Source organism: Paenibacillus timonensis (assembly GCF_022427145.1).
GTDB lineage: Bacteria > Bacillota > Bacilli > Paenibacillales > Paenibacillaceae > Fontibacillus > Fontibacillus timonensis.
The window spans coordinates 17,712-32,260 of the sequence record NZ_JAKSXN010000030.1 but is presented as its reverse complement, the minus strand read 5'-3'; the positions used below and the strand labels follow the sequence as shown (position 1 = coordinate 32,260).

Below are 14,549 nucleotides of genomic sequence, written 5' to 3'. Positions count from 1 at the left end.
GGCCGGCGCGACCCGGATACAACTCACTTCAGGGCCGCGCCGGCTTATCTTTCATCCTATCATTATCATTATTCGACGGAAACAGGCTCTAGGTTTTCTTCCGCAGCCTCGTCTTGCTCCGGTTCTTCAAATTGAATGCTGCGATAACGATTCATGCCGGTACCGGCCGGAATCAGCTTACCGATGATGACATTCTCTTTCAAGCCGAGCAGCTTGTCGACTTTGCCTTTGATGGCCGCGTCGGTAAGCACCCGCGTCGTTTCCTGGAAGGAAGCGGCGGACAGGAAGGAGTCGGTTTCCAGCGACGCTTTCGTAATCCCGAGCAGGACCGGTTTGGCAACCGCCGGCTCTTTTCCGGACAGGATCGCGTCTTTATTGGCAACTTCGTACTCATGCAGGTCGACGAAAGATCCCGGCAGGAGCGGCGTATCGCCGGCATCCACGATCCGGATCTTGCGCAGCATTTGGCGAATCATGACCTCAACGTGCTTGTCGTTGATTTCTACGCCCTGGTTCCGGTATACGCGTTGTACTTCCTGCAAAATGTAGTTCTGTACGCCGCGAATCCCTTTGATGCGCAAAATTTCTTTCGGGTCGATCGAACCATCGGTCAGTTCGTCGCCGGCTTCGATCTCATCGCCTTCACTGACGCGCAGACGGGAACCGTAGGTGACGGAGTAAACCTTCGTTTCCGCTTCCCCTTGAACCTCGATATCGCGACGGTCTTTGGCTTCGCGGATTTCTTTGATTACGCCGTCGATCTCACTGATCGTAGCTTGACCTTTCGGATTCCGGGCCTCGAACAGCTCCTGAATCCGCGGAAGACCTTGGGTAATATCGTCACCCGCAACGCCCCCGGTATGGAACGTACGCATGGTGAGCTGGGTTCCCGGTTCGCCGATCGATTGGGCCGCGATGATGCCGACGGCTTCCCCGATCTCCACGTGTTTCCCGGTAGCCAGGTTGCGCCCGTAGCACTTCTTGCACACGCCATGACGGGCGCGGCAGCTGAGCACGGAACGGATTTGCAGTTTGGCGATACCCGCGTTGACGATTTCATGCGCTTTGTCGGAGTCGATCAATTCATTGCGGTGAATAATGATCTCGCCCGTTTGCGGATGCTTGATCGTCTCGAACGAGTAACGTCCTTCGATCCGGTCGTACAGGTCCTCGATGACCTCTTTGCCATCCTGGATCACGCCAACGGTAAAGCCTTTATCCGTACCGCAATCTTCTTCGCGGACGATTACGTCCTGAGCTACGTCTACGAGACGGCGAGTCAGGTAACCGGAGTCGGCAGTCCGCAGCGCGGTATCCGCCAAACCTTTCCGCGCGCCGTGCGTCGACAGGAAGTACTCGAGGACGGTCAGGCCTTCGCGGAAGTTCGATTTGATCGGGAGCTCGATGATCCGGCCCGCCGGGTTGGCCATCAAGCCCCGCATACCGCCCAGCTGGGTGATCTGCGATTTGTTACCGCGCGCTTTGGAGTCAACCATGAGCATGATGGAGTTGTAACGGTCCATCGATTTCATGAGCACGTCGGTAATTTGGTCCTTACATTTGGACCAGATATCGATAACGCGGTCATAACGTTCTTCGTTCGTAATCAAACCGCGACGGTATTGATTCGTTACGACGCGCACTTTCTCATCGGAATCACGCAGGATGTCCTGCTTCTCTTGCGGAACGATAACGTCCGAAACCGCGATACTTACGCCCGCACGAGTCGAGTAAGTAAAGCCGGTTTGCTTGATTCTGTCCAAAATGACGGAAGTTTCCGTCGTATGGTAGATTTCGAAGCAGCGGCCGATGATTTCGCCGAGATATTCCTTGCCTACACCACTTGCTTGCGGCGCAGCCATGATCCGTTCCAAAATGTTGGCGCCCTTCTCATAGATGAAGTAATGATCCGGTGTCCCTTGGAACAGGTTGACGCGTGTCGCTTCGTTAATATACGGGAAGCTGGCCGGGAAAATCTCATTGAAAATGATTTTACCAACCGTCGTGATCAGCAGAGCATTTTGCTGGGCTTCCGTAAAACTGGTTTTGCCCAGCGCTTTCGCCGGAATGGCTACCCGCGCATGCAGCGAAGCCGTGCCGCGTTGATAAGCCGATACTGCTTCGTTGACCGAAGTCAGAATCATGCCGGCGCCTTTGGCTTCCTTGTTATCCATCGTCAGATAGTAGGAACCGAGGACCATGTCCTGTGAAGGCGTAACGACCGGCTTGCCGTCTTTCGGGTTCAGGATGTTGCCGGACGCCAGCATCAGGATGCGAGCTTCCGCCTGGGCTTCCGCGGACAACGGCACGTGGACGGCCATCTGGTCACCGTCGAAGTCGGCGTTATACGCCGTACATACGAGCGGATGCAGACGGATGGCGCGGCCTTCAACCAGGATCGGCTCGAACGCCTGGATCCCGAGACGGTGAAGCGTAGGGGCACGGTTCAAGAGAACCGGATGCTCCTTAATGACTTCCTCGAGCACGTCCCAAACTTCCGGGCTGACGCGTTCGACTTTGCGTTTTGCACTCTTGATGTTATGGGCCAGACCTTTGTTCACCAGCTCTTTCATCACGAAAGGTTTGAACAGCTCCAGCGCCATTTCTTTCGGCAAACCGCATTGATACATTTTCAAGTAAGGTCCTACGACGATAACGGAACGACCGGAGTAGTCAACCCGTTTCCCGAGCAAGTTTTGCCGGAAACGGCCTTGTTTCCCTTTGAGCATGTGGCTCAGGGATTTCAAAGGACGGTTGCCCGGGCCCGTTACCGGACGGCCGCGGCGGCCGTTGTCGATCAGGGCGTCAACGGCTTCCTGCAGCATGCGTTTCTCGTTTTGGACGATGATGTCCGGGGCGCCCAAGTCAAGCAGACGTTTCAACCGGTTGTTCCGGTTGATGACGCGGCGGTACAGATCGTTCAAGTCGGACGTCGCAAAACGGCCGCCATCGAGTTGAACCATCGGACGAAGTTCCGGCGGAATGACCGGAAGTACGTCGAGGATCATCCACTCCGGCTCGTTGCCGGAGCTTTTGAACGCTTCGATGACTTCCAAACGTTTGATCGCACGGTTGCGGCGTTGACCTTGGGCCGTACGCAATTCTTCCTTCAGGAATTCAAGCTCTTTGTCGATGTCGAGATCCTGGAGCAGCTTCTTCACGGCTTCCGCACCCATGCCGGCTTGGAACCCATAACCGTATTTCTCGCGGTAGCTGCGGTATTCTTTCTCGGACAAAAGCTGCTTTTTCTCCAGCGGCGTTTCGCCTGGATCAGTTACGACATAAGATGCAAAATAAATGATCTCTTCCAGGGAACGCGGAGACATGTCGAGCGCAAGGCCCATCCGGCTCGGGATCCCTTTGAAGTACCAAATGTGGGATACCGGCGCTGCCAGCTCGATATGCCCCATCCGTTCACGGCGCACTTTAGCGCGAGTCACCTCAACGCCGCAGCGGTCGCAGACGACGCCTTTGTAGCGAACGCGTTTATATTTACCGCAATGACATTCCCAGTCTTTGGTCGGGCCAAAAATCTTTTCGCAGAACAGCCCTTCCTTCTCTGGCTTCAACGTGCGGTAGTTGATCGTTTCCGGTTTCTTTACTTCTCCGCGGGACCAAGAACGAATTTTATCTGGGGAAGCAAGCCCAATTTTCATAAACTCGAAGTTGTTGACGTCCAACAAGGAGCATCCCTCCTTAACCAAGTCCTGATTTGACTGTATAACGCTCTATTCTACGCCGACTTCCGCGCCTTCCAGATTGAGACTCAGCTTATCGCCCGACGCATCGTCCTCGTCGTCGATCTCTTTCATCTCGATCTCTTCTTCGTTTTCGGTCAGGATCTTGACGTCCATACCCAAGCTTTGCAGTTCCTTGATCAAGACCTTAAACGATTCAGGCACGCCCGGTTCAGGCACGTTTTCTCCTTTGACGATGGATTCGTAGGTTTTCACCCGGCCCACCACGTCGTCCGATTTGACGGTAAGAATCTCTTGCAGCGTATAAGCGGCGCCGTAAGCTTCCAGCGCCCACACTTCCATCTCCCCGAAACGCTGACCGCCGAACTGAGCTTTACCACCCAGCGGCTGCTGCGTAACGAGCGAGTAAGGACCTGTCGAACGAGCATGGATTTTATCGTCAACCATGTGCGCGAGTTTGATCATGTGCATGACGCCGACGGTAACTTCGCGTTCAAACGGCTCACCTGTGCGGCCATCATAAAGGATCGTTTTACCGTTTCGTTGCATGCCGGCTTCTTCCATCGTGTCGAACACATCTTCTTCGTTGGCGCCGTCAAATACTGGCGTAGCCACATGAATACCCATTTGCAGGGCGGCCATACCCAAGTGAATCTCCAGTACCTGCCCGATGTTCATCCGCGAAGGTACGCCCAGCGGATTGAGGACAACCTGTACAGGCGTTCCGTCCGGCATGAACGGCATATCTTCTTCCGGCAAAATACGAGCCACGACCCCTTTGTTACCATGGCGTCCGGCCATCTTGTCGCCTTCGGAGATTTTCCGTTTTTGCGCGATGTACACGCGAACGAGTTGATTCACGCCTGGCGGCAATTCGTCGCCGTTATCCCGGGTAAATACCTTCACGTCTACCACGATCCCGTCCGTACCGTGCGGTACGCGTAAGGAAGTATCGCGGACTTCGCGGGCTTTCTCCCCGAAGATGGCGTGCAGCAGGCGTTCCTCGGCCGTCAGTTCGGTTACGCCCTTCGGTGTAACTTTACCAACCAGGATATCGCCAGCAGCAATTTCCGCACCTACGCGGATAATGCCGCGCTCATCCAGGTTACGCAGCGCTTCTTCGCCGACGTTCGGAATGTCGCGGGTAATTTCCTCCGGCCCCAGCTTCGTATCGCGGGCTTCGGATTCGTATTCCTCGATGTGAATCGAAGTGTATACGTCTTCCTTCACCAGCTTCTCGCTGAGCAGGATCGCATCCTCGTAGTTGTAACCTTCCCAAGTCATGAAGGCAACGACTACGTTGCGGCCAAGCGCCAATTCGCCCATTTCCGTCGAAGGACCGTCAGCCAGGATGTCGCCTTTCTTGATGACGTCTCCCCGCTTCACGATCGGACGTTGGTTAATGCAGGTTCCTTGGTTAGAACGCATGAATTTGTGTAATTTATGTTTAACAAGGTCGCCTTTGACTTCCTTGCCGTCAATGGTTTCCACCCGGCGGAGCCAAATTTCGTTCGCTGCCGACCGTTCGATAATCCCGTCATATTTCGACACAATGCAGACACCGGAGTCCTTGGCTGCTTTATGTTCCATCCCGGTTCCGACGAGCGGAGCTTTCGGAATGAGCAACGGAACGGCCTGACGTTGCATGTTCGAACCCATGAGCGCACGGTTCGAGTCGTCATTTTCCAAGAACGGAATCAACGCCGTTGCGACGGATACGACCTGTTTCGGCGAAATATCCATGTAGTCTACACGGCTGCTCGGCATGGTCAGGATGTTATCCGACTGCTTGTTGTAACGAACGATAACCGATTCATCTTCGAACTTGTTATCTTCCGTTAACTTCGCGTTTGCCTGAGCGATGATATAGTTATCTTCTTCATCGGCCGTCAGGTAAGCAACCTGATCGGTAACCGTCCCCGTCTTCGGATCAACCCAGCGATACGGAGCTTCGATAAAGCCGTATTCGTTAATCCGCGCAAACGTGGACAAGGAGTTGATCAAACCGATGTTCGGACCTTCCGGCGTTTCGATCGGACACATCCGGCCGTAGTGGGACGGGTGAACGTCGCGCACTTCCATGCCGGCCCGTTCCCGAGTCAGACCGCCCGGACCGAGCGCGGACAAACGGCGTTTATGCGTCAATTCGGCAAGCGGGTTCGTTTGGTCCATGAACTGGGACAGCTGCGAGCTGCCGAAGAACTCTTTGATCGATGCGATCACAGGACGAATATTAATGAGCGCCTGCGGCGTAATTACGTTCGCATCCTGAATCGACATTCTTTCGCGCACGACGCGTTCCATCCGGGACAAGCCAATGCGGAATTGGTTCTGCAGGAGTTCCCCGACCGAGCGCAGACGACGGTTGCCGAGATGGTCGATATCGTCCGTGCTGCCGATGCCATGCAGCAAATTGATAAAATAGCTGATCGAAGAAATAATATCAGCAGGCGTGATATGCTTCACCGATTTATCGATGTTACGGTTCGCGATCACTTTAACCACTTTGCCGTCTTCGATTGGCGAGAATACGTCGATGGTTTGCAGCGGCACGTCATCCGCGTCAAGCACGCCACCGGCGACATGGTAGTTCTTGAAACCGACGTTGCTCTCCAGGTGAGGCAAAATCTCATCCAGCAAACGACGGTCCACCATTTGGCCGGCTTCGGCGATAATTTCGCCCGTGCTCGTGTCGACCAGCGTCTCGGCGAGACGTTGGTTGAACAAGCGGTTCTTAATGTGCAGCTTCTTATTGATTTTGTAACGGCCCACGTTGGCCAGATCGTAACGTTTTGGATCGAAGAAGCGGGCTACGAGCAAGCTCTTCGCATTCTCAAGAGTCGGCGGCTCGCCCGGACGCAGACGTTCGTAGATTTCGATCAAGGCTTTCTCGGTCGAATCCGTGTTGTCTTTGTCCAGCGTGTTGCGGATATACTCGTCATTGCCGAGCAAATCCAAAATCTCCGCATCCGTTCCGAAGCCGAGTGCACGCAGCAGTACGGTTACCGGAATTTTGCGGGTGCGGTCGATCCGCACATAAATAATATCCTTCGCATCCGTCTCCAACTCGAGCCATGCGCCGCGGTTCGGAATCACGGTTGCGGTATACATTTTCTTGCCGTTCTTATCTACTTTCGTACTGAAATAGACGCTAGGAGAGCGAACCAACTGGCTGACAATAACCCGTTCCGCACCGTTAATAATGAACGTACCGGTTTCGGTCATCAGCGGGAAATCTCCCATGAATACTTCCTGCTCTTTGACTTCGCCGGTTTCCTTATTAATAAGCCGGACTTTTACCCGAAGCGGCGCCGCATAGGTAACGTCGCGTTCCTTCGCGTCATCCACCGTATACTTCGGTTCGCCCAGGCTGTAATCGATAAACTCCAACACCAGATTTCCGGTGAAATCCTGAATCGGCGAGATATCTTGGAACATTTCCCGAAGGCCTTCTTCCAAGAACCACTCGTAGGATTTCTGTTGGATTTCGATCAGGTTCGGTACTTCGAGTATCTCGTTAATTCGCGCATAACTACGCCGAGTGCGTCGACCATATTGAACAAGATGTCCTGCCAACTTAAACTCACCCCTCATGTCTACTCACTTTAAAAATACATTGCGAACCCGTGTTTGTGCCCTTATAATAGGACCATACGGATTCATCCACAAATAAAGAAAAGCCCTTATCGAATGCTTTCGAAAAAAGAGCATCATTTATCCGTGTCTGTTTCTGCTCTGATGTCCCCGTATTCACTAGTTTATCCAAAATGCGCATATTATACGTAAAACAACACATTTTTATGCATTGTTTTCGCAGAACTATTGACATTTCACTAAACTAAAGCCACAGAGGGCATCCTAATGCTGACATTTTATAATAATAACATATCGGTTTTGTCAAGTCAACCTCAGTTTGATTCATTCGAATTTTAAAGCATCCGCGGAATTCCGCTCAAGCTTTAACCGCTCTATAAATGCGGTACCCCTTATCCTTCGTCACTTCCTCCACCCGGGAAAACAGCGACTCCAACTTCTCCTTCGCCGACGGCGCACCTTGTTTCTTCTGAATAACCACCCACAGCGACCCGCCCGAACGCAGGCGTTCACAGGCACCTTCAAAGATCGCATGAACCGTAGCTTTGCCGGCGCGAATCGGCGGATTGGTCAGCACCACGTCGAAGCTTCGATCCCCTACGGCCGAGAACAAATCGCTTTCCATAATAGTAACGTTGCTCACGCCATTAGCAGCTGCATTCTCTTTGGCTAATTCCACGGCGCGGGAATTCACATCGATCATCAACACATGCCCCCGGTTAGCCAGCTTGGCCGCCGTAAGCCCGATCGGTCCGTATCCGCAGCCTACATCAAGCACTTCGGCATCCTCCGGAATGTCCATCGCTTCAATCAAGGTCCGGCTACCGAAATCAACGCCCTCTTTGGCGAAAACGCCCGCGTCGCTGACGAAACGATACCTTTGTCCCCGAAGCAAAACCTCCCAGGTTTTCCGATCATGCGCCGTAGTGGGTTGGCTTGTGTAGTAGTGGTCCGACATGTCTCTTCGATTCCTCCATTACGTCTAGGGTTCCGTCCATTCTTGTTCCCCTATTATCTATCCATTCCCACGGAATGATGTAAGGGGAGATAGGCAACAAACCCCTTGAAACAAGTTCAAGGGGTTTGTTATAGGAGAAGTAACGATTACTTCACTTCTACAGTAGCGCCTGCTTCTTCCAATTTTGCTTTTACGCTGTCTGCTTCTTCTTTACCCACTTTTTCTTTCAGTGGTTTTGGAGCGTTGTCAACCAAGTCTTTTGCTTCTTTCAAGCCAAGGCCCGTGATTTCGCGAACCACTTTGATAACGTTGATTTTGGATGCACCCGCGTTAGTCAGGATTACGTCGAATTCAGTTTGCTCTTCAACTGCTGCAGCACCGCCGCCGCCGCCAGCTACAACAACCGGAGCTGCTGCAGTTACGCCGAATTCTTCTTCGATTGCTTTAACGAGATCGTTCAGTTCCAGAACGGTCATACCTTTGATTGCTTCCAAGATTGCTTCTTTACTCATGGTAGAACCTCCATTATATAATAGTTTATTTTTTGCGAATCAGATGACTTGCTTCCGCAAGGCTAACTTATGCGCTTGCTTCTTCTTTCTCGGCAACGGCTTTGACTGCCAGTGCGAAGTTGCGCACCGGTGCCTGGAGCACGCTGAGGAGCATCGAAAGGAGACCTTCGCGGGACGGAAGATCCGCCAACGCTTTGATTTGGTCGACGCCAACAACACGGCCTTCAACCACGCCACCTTTCACTTTCAGGGCATCGTTCTTCTTGGCGAAATCGCTCAAGATTTTGGCTGGAGCTATTGCATCTTCCACACTGAACGCGATGGCCGTAGGACCGGTCAACACTTCGTCCAGCTCGGTCAATTCCGCAGCAGCCGTAGCGCGGCGAACGAGCGTGTTCTTCAGTACTTGGAATTCCACGCCAGCTTCACGAAGCTGTTTGCGGAGTTCGGTAACTTGAGCAACATTAAGTCCGCGGTAGTCCGCAACGACGGTCGTTGCGCTTTCGCGCAATTTAGACGTTACAGCTTCAACGGCTTCTTGTTTTGCTTGAATGACTTTTGCGTTTGCCAAACTGCACACCTCCTATTAGATTCATGAGCCTCTTGCTACTTCCGCAAGGCATTGAAAAAAGCCTCCGCAGAATCACGAAGGCTTGACGGATCATCTGTACACAGCAAAGCTGCATGCATTGACGTTCTATCACAACACCTCGGTAGGAAATTAAGCCTTACGGCACCTACTGTCTACGGTAAGCATATTCTTATTTAAGTCTCACATCAAAACAACTGTTTCAGTATACCAAGGGGACACTTGCGTGTCAATCCCCGATCCGCTAAGTGCGGAAGGTATTATCTGTAAACGGCCGTATTCACGCGAGCGCTTGGGCCCATGGTCGAAGAAATCGCGATATTCTTCAAGTATACGCCCTTAGCAGCGGCCGGTTTAGCCCGGTTCAATGCGTCGATGAGAGCTTTGAGGTTCTCATTCAATTGTTCGGAAGTAAACGATACTTTACCGATCGGCGCATGGATTTGACCCGCTTTGTCCAGACGGTACTCGATTTTACCGGCTTTGATTTCTTGTACGGCTTTAGCTACGTCAAACGTAACCGTGCCTGCTTTCGGGTTAGGCATAAGGCCTTTACCGCCGAGCAGACGGCCGAGTTTACCAACTTCGCTCATCATGTCCGGTGTAGCTACGCAGACATCGAACTCGAACCAGCCTTGTTGGATTTTGTTGATCATGTCTTGATCGCCGACGAAATCCGCTCCGGCCGCTTCCGCTTCCTTCGCTTTGTCGCCTTTGGCGAATACCAATACGCGTTGGGTTTTGCCCGTGCCATGCGGCAGAACAACGACACCACGAACGGCTTGGTCTTGTTTACGAGGGTCTACGCCCAAACGAACTGCAGCTTCAACGGTTTCGTCGAATTTCGCAGTCGCCGCCTTCTTCACCAGTTCAACGGCTTCGGAAGGCTCATATGTCGCTTCGCTGTCGATCAGCTTAGCGGCTTCCAGGTATTTCTTACCGTGTTTAGCCATGAATTCGTCCTCCTATGTGGTATTAGCGGAAATTCCTCCCACTTAAGATGAATTGCTATGTTAACGCATTTCGCAACATAGTAATTCATCTGAGGATGAGATCCTAAATCCCATCCATTCGTCCAAGATTAGTCTTGGATCGTGATGCCCATGCTGCGAGCGGTACCTTCAACCATGCGCATAGCCGCTTCAACGGATGCTGCGTTCAGGTCAGGCATTTTTTGCTCCGCGATTTGACGAACGGTGTCGCGTTTCACGGTAGCCACTTTCTTCTTGTTCGGTTCGCCGGAACCTTTCTCGATCTTCGCTGCAACGCGAAGCAGAACGGCTGCCGGAGGAGTTTTGGTGATGAATGTAAAAGAACGATCTTCAAACACCGAAATTTCAACCGGAATGATCAAACCTGCTTGATCGGCGGTACGTGCGTTAAATTCCTTACAGAATGCCATGATGTTGACACCTGCTTGACCCAGCGCCGGACCTACCGGAGGTGCAGGGTTCGCTTTACCCGCAGGAATTTGCAGTTTTACCACTTTGATAACTTTTTTCGCCATGTAAAACACCTCCTTGCCCTAATAGTGGTAGACGGAACCCTTCGGCTCCTCCCACTTTGAAACCCTAAGAAACCTTAATAGAGGAAATTCAAAAAGTCAACTTTTGATCACGAAGTAATCATGAATCGGATTCGGCATCGAATCTTGAATTCACCCGGGCCCTCCGTTGCTCACGTAGCTTCCAGCTACGCTCTGCTACTCAGTCCCTAGCTTCATCCAACCTTCTCGGTGCTGAAAACTCAACTTTTTGAATAACCAATTATATCTTCTCCACCTGAGTGTAATCCAGCTCAAGCGGGGTTTCTCGTCCAAACATGTTGACGTGAACCTTAACCTTGCTCTTGTCGGTCAGAATCTCCTCGACCGAGCCAACAAAATTGGCGAAAGGACCAACCTTGATGCGCACGGATTCTTTGAGTTCGAATTCGATGACCGGTTTCGGTTCCTCCATGCCCATATGCGCCAAGATCTGATCCACTTCTTCAGGGAGCAGCGGCGTAGGCTTGGAACCGGAACCCGTAGAGCCGACAAACCCGGTGACCCCCGGCGTGTTGCGAACAACATACCAAGAATCGTCGGTTTGGATCATTTCCACCAAGACGTAACCGGGGTAAACCTTACGCATGACGGTCTTCTTCTTACCGTCTTTGTTCACCACTTCTTCTTCCATCGGAACAAGAACGCGGAATATCTTGTCTTCCATGCCCATGGACTCGACGCGTTTTTCCAAATTGGCTTTGACTTTGTTCTCATACCCGGAGTAGGTATGAACGACGTACCATCTTTTTTCCATATCAAGCCACCTAGGGACCCTTCTTAAATTATCGCTTCGATCACAGCAGAGATGCCGATGTCCAGAACCCAAAAATAAATCGCGACAACGGTAATTGTACCGAGCACAATCAGCGTATAATTAGTCAGCTCTTTACGATTAGGCCAGCGAACCTTTTTAAGCTCAGCCCAGCTCTCAGAGAAAAAAGAGAACAACGACTTGAAACTACGTTTCATGCGCGACTACACCTCCAAAGACTATCTGGTTTCGCGATGAGGAACTTGCTCGTTACAGAACTTGCAATATTTCTTCATCTCCATGCGGTCGGGGTGGTTACGCTTGTTTTTCGTTGTCGTGTAGTTTCTTTGTTTGCAATTCGTACAAGCCAACGTAATTATTACCCGCATGATGTGCACCTCCCGAAGACATTCTAAAATGAGCTGTCTCTATATTGACCTAAATCGAATGTTCGCCACCTAAAAAAGGGAAACACAAAATTAGGCCTACCTAAAACACTTTATCACATGGCACTACCCGTGTCAACGAGACATCAAGCCAACCTCTTCGATTATTTATAGTATAGCTCATGAATTTGGAAGATAAACCCTCGAGAGAGAAATCCGTAGGGGAATCGCCGCTGAGGAGCGGGAGAGAAGAAGCCGGATTCGGCAAGCGAATCCGTGAAGATACGGCCCTGGCGAGCCTTTGGAGATCCGACGGATCGTGGTAAAAAAAGGGCTTCCTGCAACCAGGAACCCTTTTGGGTCTACGTGATTATGTAACACTTAATTAAAAAGAATAAGTTCAAATGCTGCCGTCGCGCACTTCCAGGTAACGTTCCAGTTTGCGCTTTACGCGCTGCAGGGCGTTATCGATCGATTTAACGTGGCGATTCAGATCCACTGCGATCTCCTGATAGGATCTTCCGTCCAAATACAGCATAAGCACCTTGCGTTCCAAGTCGCTGAGGATTTCGGACATCTTGTCCTCCAGGCCGGTAAACTCTTCCTGGTTGATAATCAATTCTTCCGGATCGCTCACCTGAGAGCCGCAAATGACGTCGAGCAGCGTCCGGTCCGATTCCTCATCGTAGATCGGCTTGTCCAAGGAAACGTACGAATTCAGCGGAATATGCTTCTGCCTCGTTGCCGTCTTGATGGCGGTGATAATCTGGCGCGTGATGCACAACTCCGCGAACGCTTTGAACGAAGCGAGCTTATCCCCCCGAAAGTCCCGGATCGATTTGTAGAGTCCGATCATGCCTTCCTGGATGATGTCTTCGCGATCGGCGCCGATGAGAAAATAAGACCTGGCCTTGGCGCGCACGAAGCTCCGGTACTTGTTAATCAAGTACTCCAATGCTTCACTGTCGCCTTCCCGAACCGCCTCGACAATGTCTTCGTCACTTTGGATCTCATAGTCAAACCTTACCCATGTTTCGAGTTTGACACTCACCACAAATCCCTCCGGCCGCAACGCACGGTTCCCCGTCACTCATTCAAGTAATACGAACAGTATATATGAAGGTGCATATTAGCGTCAACCGCAAAAGTACCAAAAGATGTAAAGTCGAACTTTGTCAAGGGCATTTGGTAGTAGAACTTGAGAATGCCCTTTCATTCCCTGCGCCATCTTTCGAACAACTGCCGCAGTTCCGGACTCAGTTTGGTATCCAGCGTGTTGCGGCTGGACTTGGCACTTCGCTCGGAAATTTTGGCCTGGATCTCCTTCTCGCTTTGCTCTACCTGGATCAAGAGTTCCCGGGCCGATACCCGCAACGCCCCTTGTCCAAAAATCACGTGCTGCTCCACCATATCGCTGGTCGCGACGTAAATCTGCCGGCGCCGGTGGCTAAGCTCGCCGACCAGCCGTTCGATGCATTCGTCCGCCGTTTCCTTCTCTTTGGTGAAGACCATCTCCACCTTGTTTTGGGAATAGGCTTTCCCCAGCCCCGGGACCCGGTAAGCATCAAATACGACGATCACCTTTCTCCCGGAAAAAGCTTGATAATCGGCGAGCCGTTCAAGCAGCCTGTCCCGAGCGGCTTGCAAATTCTCTCTCGACAATTCGGCCAGCTCGGGCCACCCGCCGATCATATTGTACCCGTCAACCAATAACACATCGCGCAAATCGCGCATGGCCTTTATCCTTCAGCGCGTCGTCTGCGCAACACTTCGTACATGATGACCCCTGCGGCGACGGAGGCGTTCAGGGAATTCAGCCGGCCGTTCATCGGGAGCTTCACCAGAACGTCGCAAGTCTCCCGTACGAGGCGTCCCATGCCTTTGTTCTCATTGCCGATGACGATCGCCACCGGTCCGTTCAGCACGTTGCCGCTGCGATACATCTCTTCTTTTGCGCCAACGTCCGTACCGACGATCCATACGCCCGCCTCTTTCAGCTGCTCCATCGTCTGCACCAGATTGGTCACCCGGGCGACGGGAACGTATTCCACGGCTCCGGCCGAAGTCTTGGATACGGTGGCCGTCACCGCCGCCGAGCGGCGTTTGGGGATGATCACGCCATGTACGCCCGTGCATTCGGCCGTCCGTAGAATCGAGCCGAGGTTATGCGGATCCTCAATCTCGTCCAGAATGAGCAAAAACGGGGCTTCGCCGCTTTCCTGCGCGCGGGCGAGCAGATCCTCCACCTCGGCGTAAGCGTACGGGGCTACCTGGGCGACCACGCCCTGGTGCTGCAAACCGGGCGCCATTTGGTCCAACTTGCGCTTGTCCACGAACTGCACGACGATGCCGTGTTTTTTGGCTTCAGCCACGATGGGCTGGGTCAGATGCTTTTGGGCGCCTTCGGCCACCCATATTTTATTGATCGTACGTCCGGCATGCAGCGCTTCCAGCAGCGAATGCTTGCCGCCGATCCATTCTTGTTCCTCCATCGGAATCCTCCTATGTTATGGTG

Annotated in this window: 13 protein-coding genes and 1 other annotated feature; all 13 genes read right to left on the bottom strand. The window is 52.3% G+C overall.

The annotated features are described in order from the left end of the window. Positions 1–68: 68 nt before the first annotated feature. Entirely contained in the window at positions 69–3,683 is a 3,615-nt protein-coding gene (gene rpoC / locus MJ257_RS13235; protein ID WP_240269702.1) for a DNA-directed RNA polymerase subunit beta', read from the bottom strand. A gap of 45 nt (positions 3,684–3,728) precedes the next feature. Then, complete coding sequence (rpoB, locus tag MJ257_RS13230; RefSeq protein ID WP_240269701.1) at positions 3,729–7,274, bottom strand: DNA-directed RNA polymerase subunit beta; 3,546 nt, start codon at positions 7,272–7,274, stop codon at positions 3,729–3,731. A 376-nt stretch (positions 7,275–7,650) separates the two neighbouring features. After that, positions 7,651–8,250 carry a class I SAM-dependent methyltransferase gene (locus tag MJ257_RS13225; protein WP_240269700.1) on the bottom strand — a complete coding sequence of 200 codons (600 nt, stop codon included), beginning with the start codon at positions 8,248–8,250 and terminating at the stop codon, positions 7,651–7,653. A 146-nt stretch (positions 8,251–8,396) separates the two neighbouring features. Next, on the bottom strand, positions 8,397–8,762 hold the full coding sequence (gene rplL, locus MJ257_RS13220; RefSeq protein WP_240269699.1) for a 50S ribosomal protein L7/L12: 366 nt from the start codon (positions 8,760–8,762) through the stop codon (positions 8,397–8,399). Positions 8,763–8,829: 67 nt separating this feature from the next. Further along, positions 8,830–9,333 (bottom strand): 50S ribosomal protein L10, encoded by a 504-nt coding sequence (gene rplJ / locus MJ257_RS13215; protein ID WP_240269698.1) that lies wholly within the window; start codon positions 9,331–9,333, stop codon positions 8,830–8,832. Between the two features lie 44 nt (positions 9,334–9,377). After that, positions 9,378–9,530 (bottom strand) — a sequence feature (ribosomal protein L10 leader region). 81 nt (positions 9,531–9,611) lie between these two features. Further along, complete coding sequence (rplA, locus tag MJ257_RS13210; protein WP_155608371.1) at positions 9,612–10,304, bottom strand: 50S ribosomal protein L1; 693 nt, start codon at positions 10,302–10,304, stop codon at positions 9,612–9,614. Positions 10,305–10,432: 128 nt separating this feature from the next. Beyond that, a complete protein-coding gene (rplK, locus tag MJ257_RS13205) occupies positions 10,433–10,858 on the bottom strand; it encodes a 50S ribosomal protein L11 (RefSeq protein ID WP_016310704.1) in 426 nt (141 codons plus the stop codon). 259 nt (positions 10,859–11,117) lie between these two features. Then, positions 11,118–11,651 carry a transcription termination/antitermination protein NusG gene (gene nusG, locus MJ257_RS13200; protein ID WP_059040310.1) on the bottom strand — a complete coding sequence of 178 codons (534 nt, stop codon included), beginning with the start codon at positions 11,649–11,651 and terminating at the stop codon, positions 11,118–11,120. 23 nt (positions 11,652–11,674) lie between these two features. Next, the gene (secE, locus tag MJ257_RS13195) at positions 11,675–11,866 is read right to left on the bottom strand and encodes a preprotein translocase subunit SecE (RefSeq protein ID WP_009226623.1); all 192 of its coding nucleotides are present in this window, start codon (positions 11,864–11,866) and stop codon (positions 11,675–11,677) included. A 21-nt stretch (positions 11,867–11,887) separates the two neighbouring features. After that, positions 11,888–12,037 (bottom strand): 50S ribosomal protein L33, encoded by a 150-nt coding sequence (gene rpmG / locus MJ257_RS13190; RefSeq protein ID WP_009226622.1) that lies wholly within the window; start codon positions 12,035–12,037, stop codon positions 11,888–11,890. Between the two features lie 397 nt (positions 12,038–12,434). Further along, positions 12,435–13,088: an RNA polymerase sporulation sigma factor SigH gene (sigH, locus tag MJ257_RS13185; protein ID WP_372489798.1), complete on the bottom strand. Its 654-nt coding sequence runs from the start codon at positions 13,086–13,088 to the stop codon at positions 12,435–12,437. A gap of 158 nt (positions 13,089–13,246) precedes the next feature. Continuing rightward, entirely contained in the window at positions 13,247–13,768 is a 522-nt protein-coding gene (locus MJ257_RS13180) for an NYN domain-containing protein (RefSeq protein ID WP_240269696.1), read from the bottom strand. A 5-nt stretch (positions 13,769–13,773) separates the two neighbouring features. Beyond that, positions 13,774–14,526 (bottom strand): 23S rRNA (guanosine(2251)-2'-O)-methyltransferase RlmB, encoded by a 753-nt coding sequence (gene rlmB / locus MJ257_RS13175; protein WP_240269695.1) that lies wholly within the window; start codon positions 14,524–14,526, stop codon positions 13,774–13,776. Positions 14,527–14,549: the final 23 nt, after the last annotated feature.

Bases quoted from the DNA above. Each gene is read 5' to 3' on its own strand.
- nusG (WP_059040310.1), bottom strand. From the start codon at position 11,651: ATGGAAAAAAGATGGTACGTCGTTCATACCTACTCCGGGTATGAGAAC.
- secE (WP_009226623.1), bottom strand. From the start codon at position 11,866: ATGAAACGTAGTTTCAAGTCGTTGTTCTCTTTTTTCTCTGAGAGCTGG.
- MJ257_RS13225 (WP_240269700.1), bottom strand. From the start codon at position 8,250: ATGTCGGACCACTACTACACAAGCCAACCCACTACGGCGCATGATCGG.
- rlmB (WP_240269695.1), bottom strand. From the start codon at position 14,526: ATGGAGGAACAAGAATGGATCGGCGGCAAGCATTCGCTGCTGGAAGCG.
- rpmG (WP_009226622.1), bottom strand. From the start codon at position 12,037: ATGCGGGTAATAATTACGTTGGCTTGTACGAATTGCAAACAAAGAAAC.
- rplA (WP_155608371.1), bottom strand. From the start codon at position 10,304: ATGGCTAAACACGGTAAGAAATACCTGGAAGCCGCTAAGCTGATCGAC.
- rplL (WP_240269699.1), bottom strand. From the start codon at position 8,762: ATGAGTAAAGAAGCAATCTTGGAAGCAATCAAAGGTATGACCGTTCTG.
- MJ257_RS13180 (WP_240269696.1), bottom strand. From the start codon at position 13,768: ATGCGCGATTTGCGCGATGTGTTATTGGTTGACGGGTACAATATGATC.
- rplK (WP_016310704.1), bottom strand. From the start codon at position 10,858: ATGGCGAAAAAAGTTATCAAAGTGGTAAAACTGCAAATTCCTGCGGGT.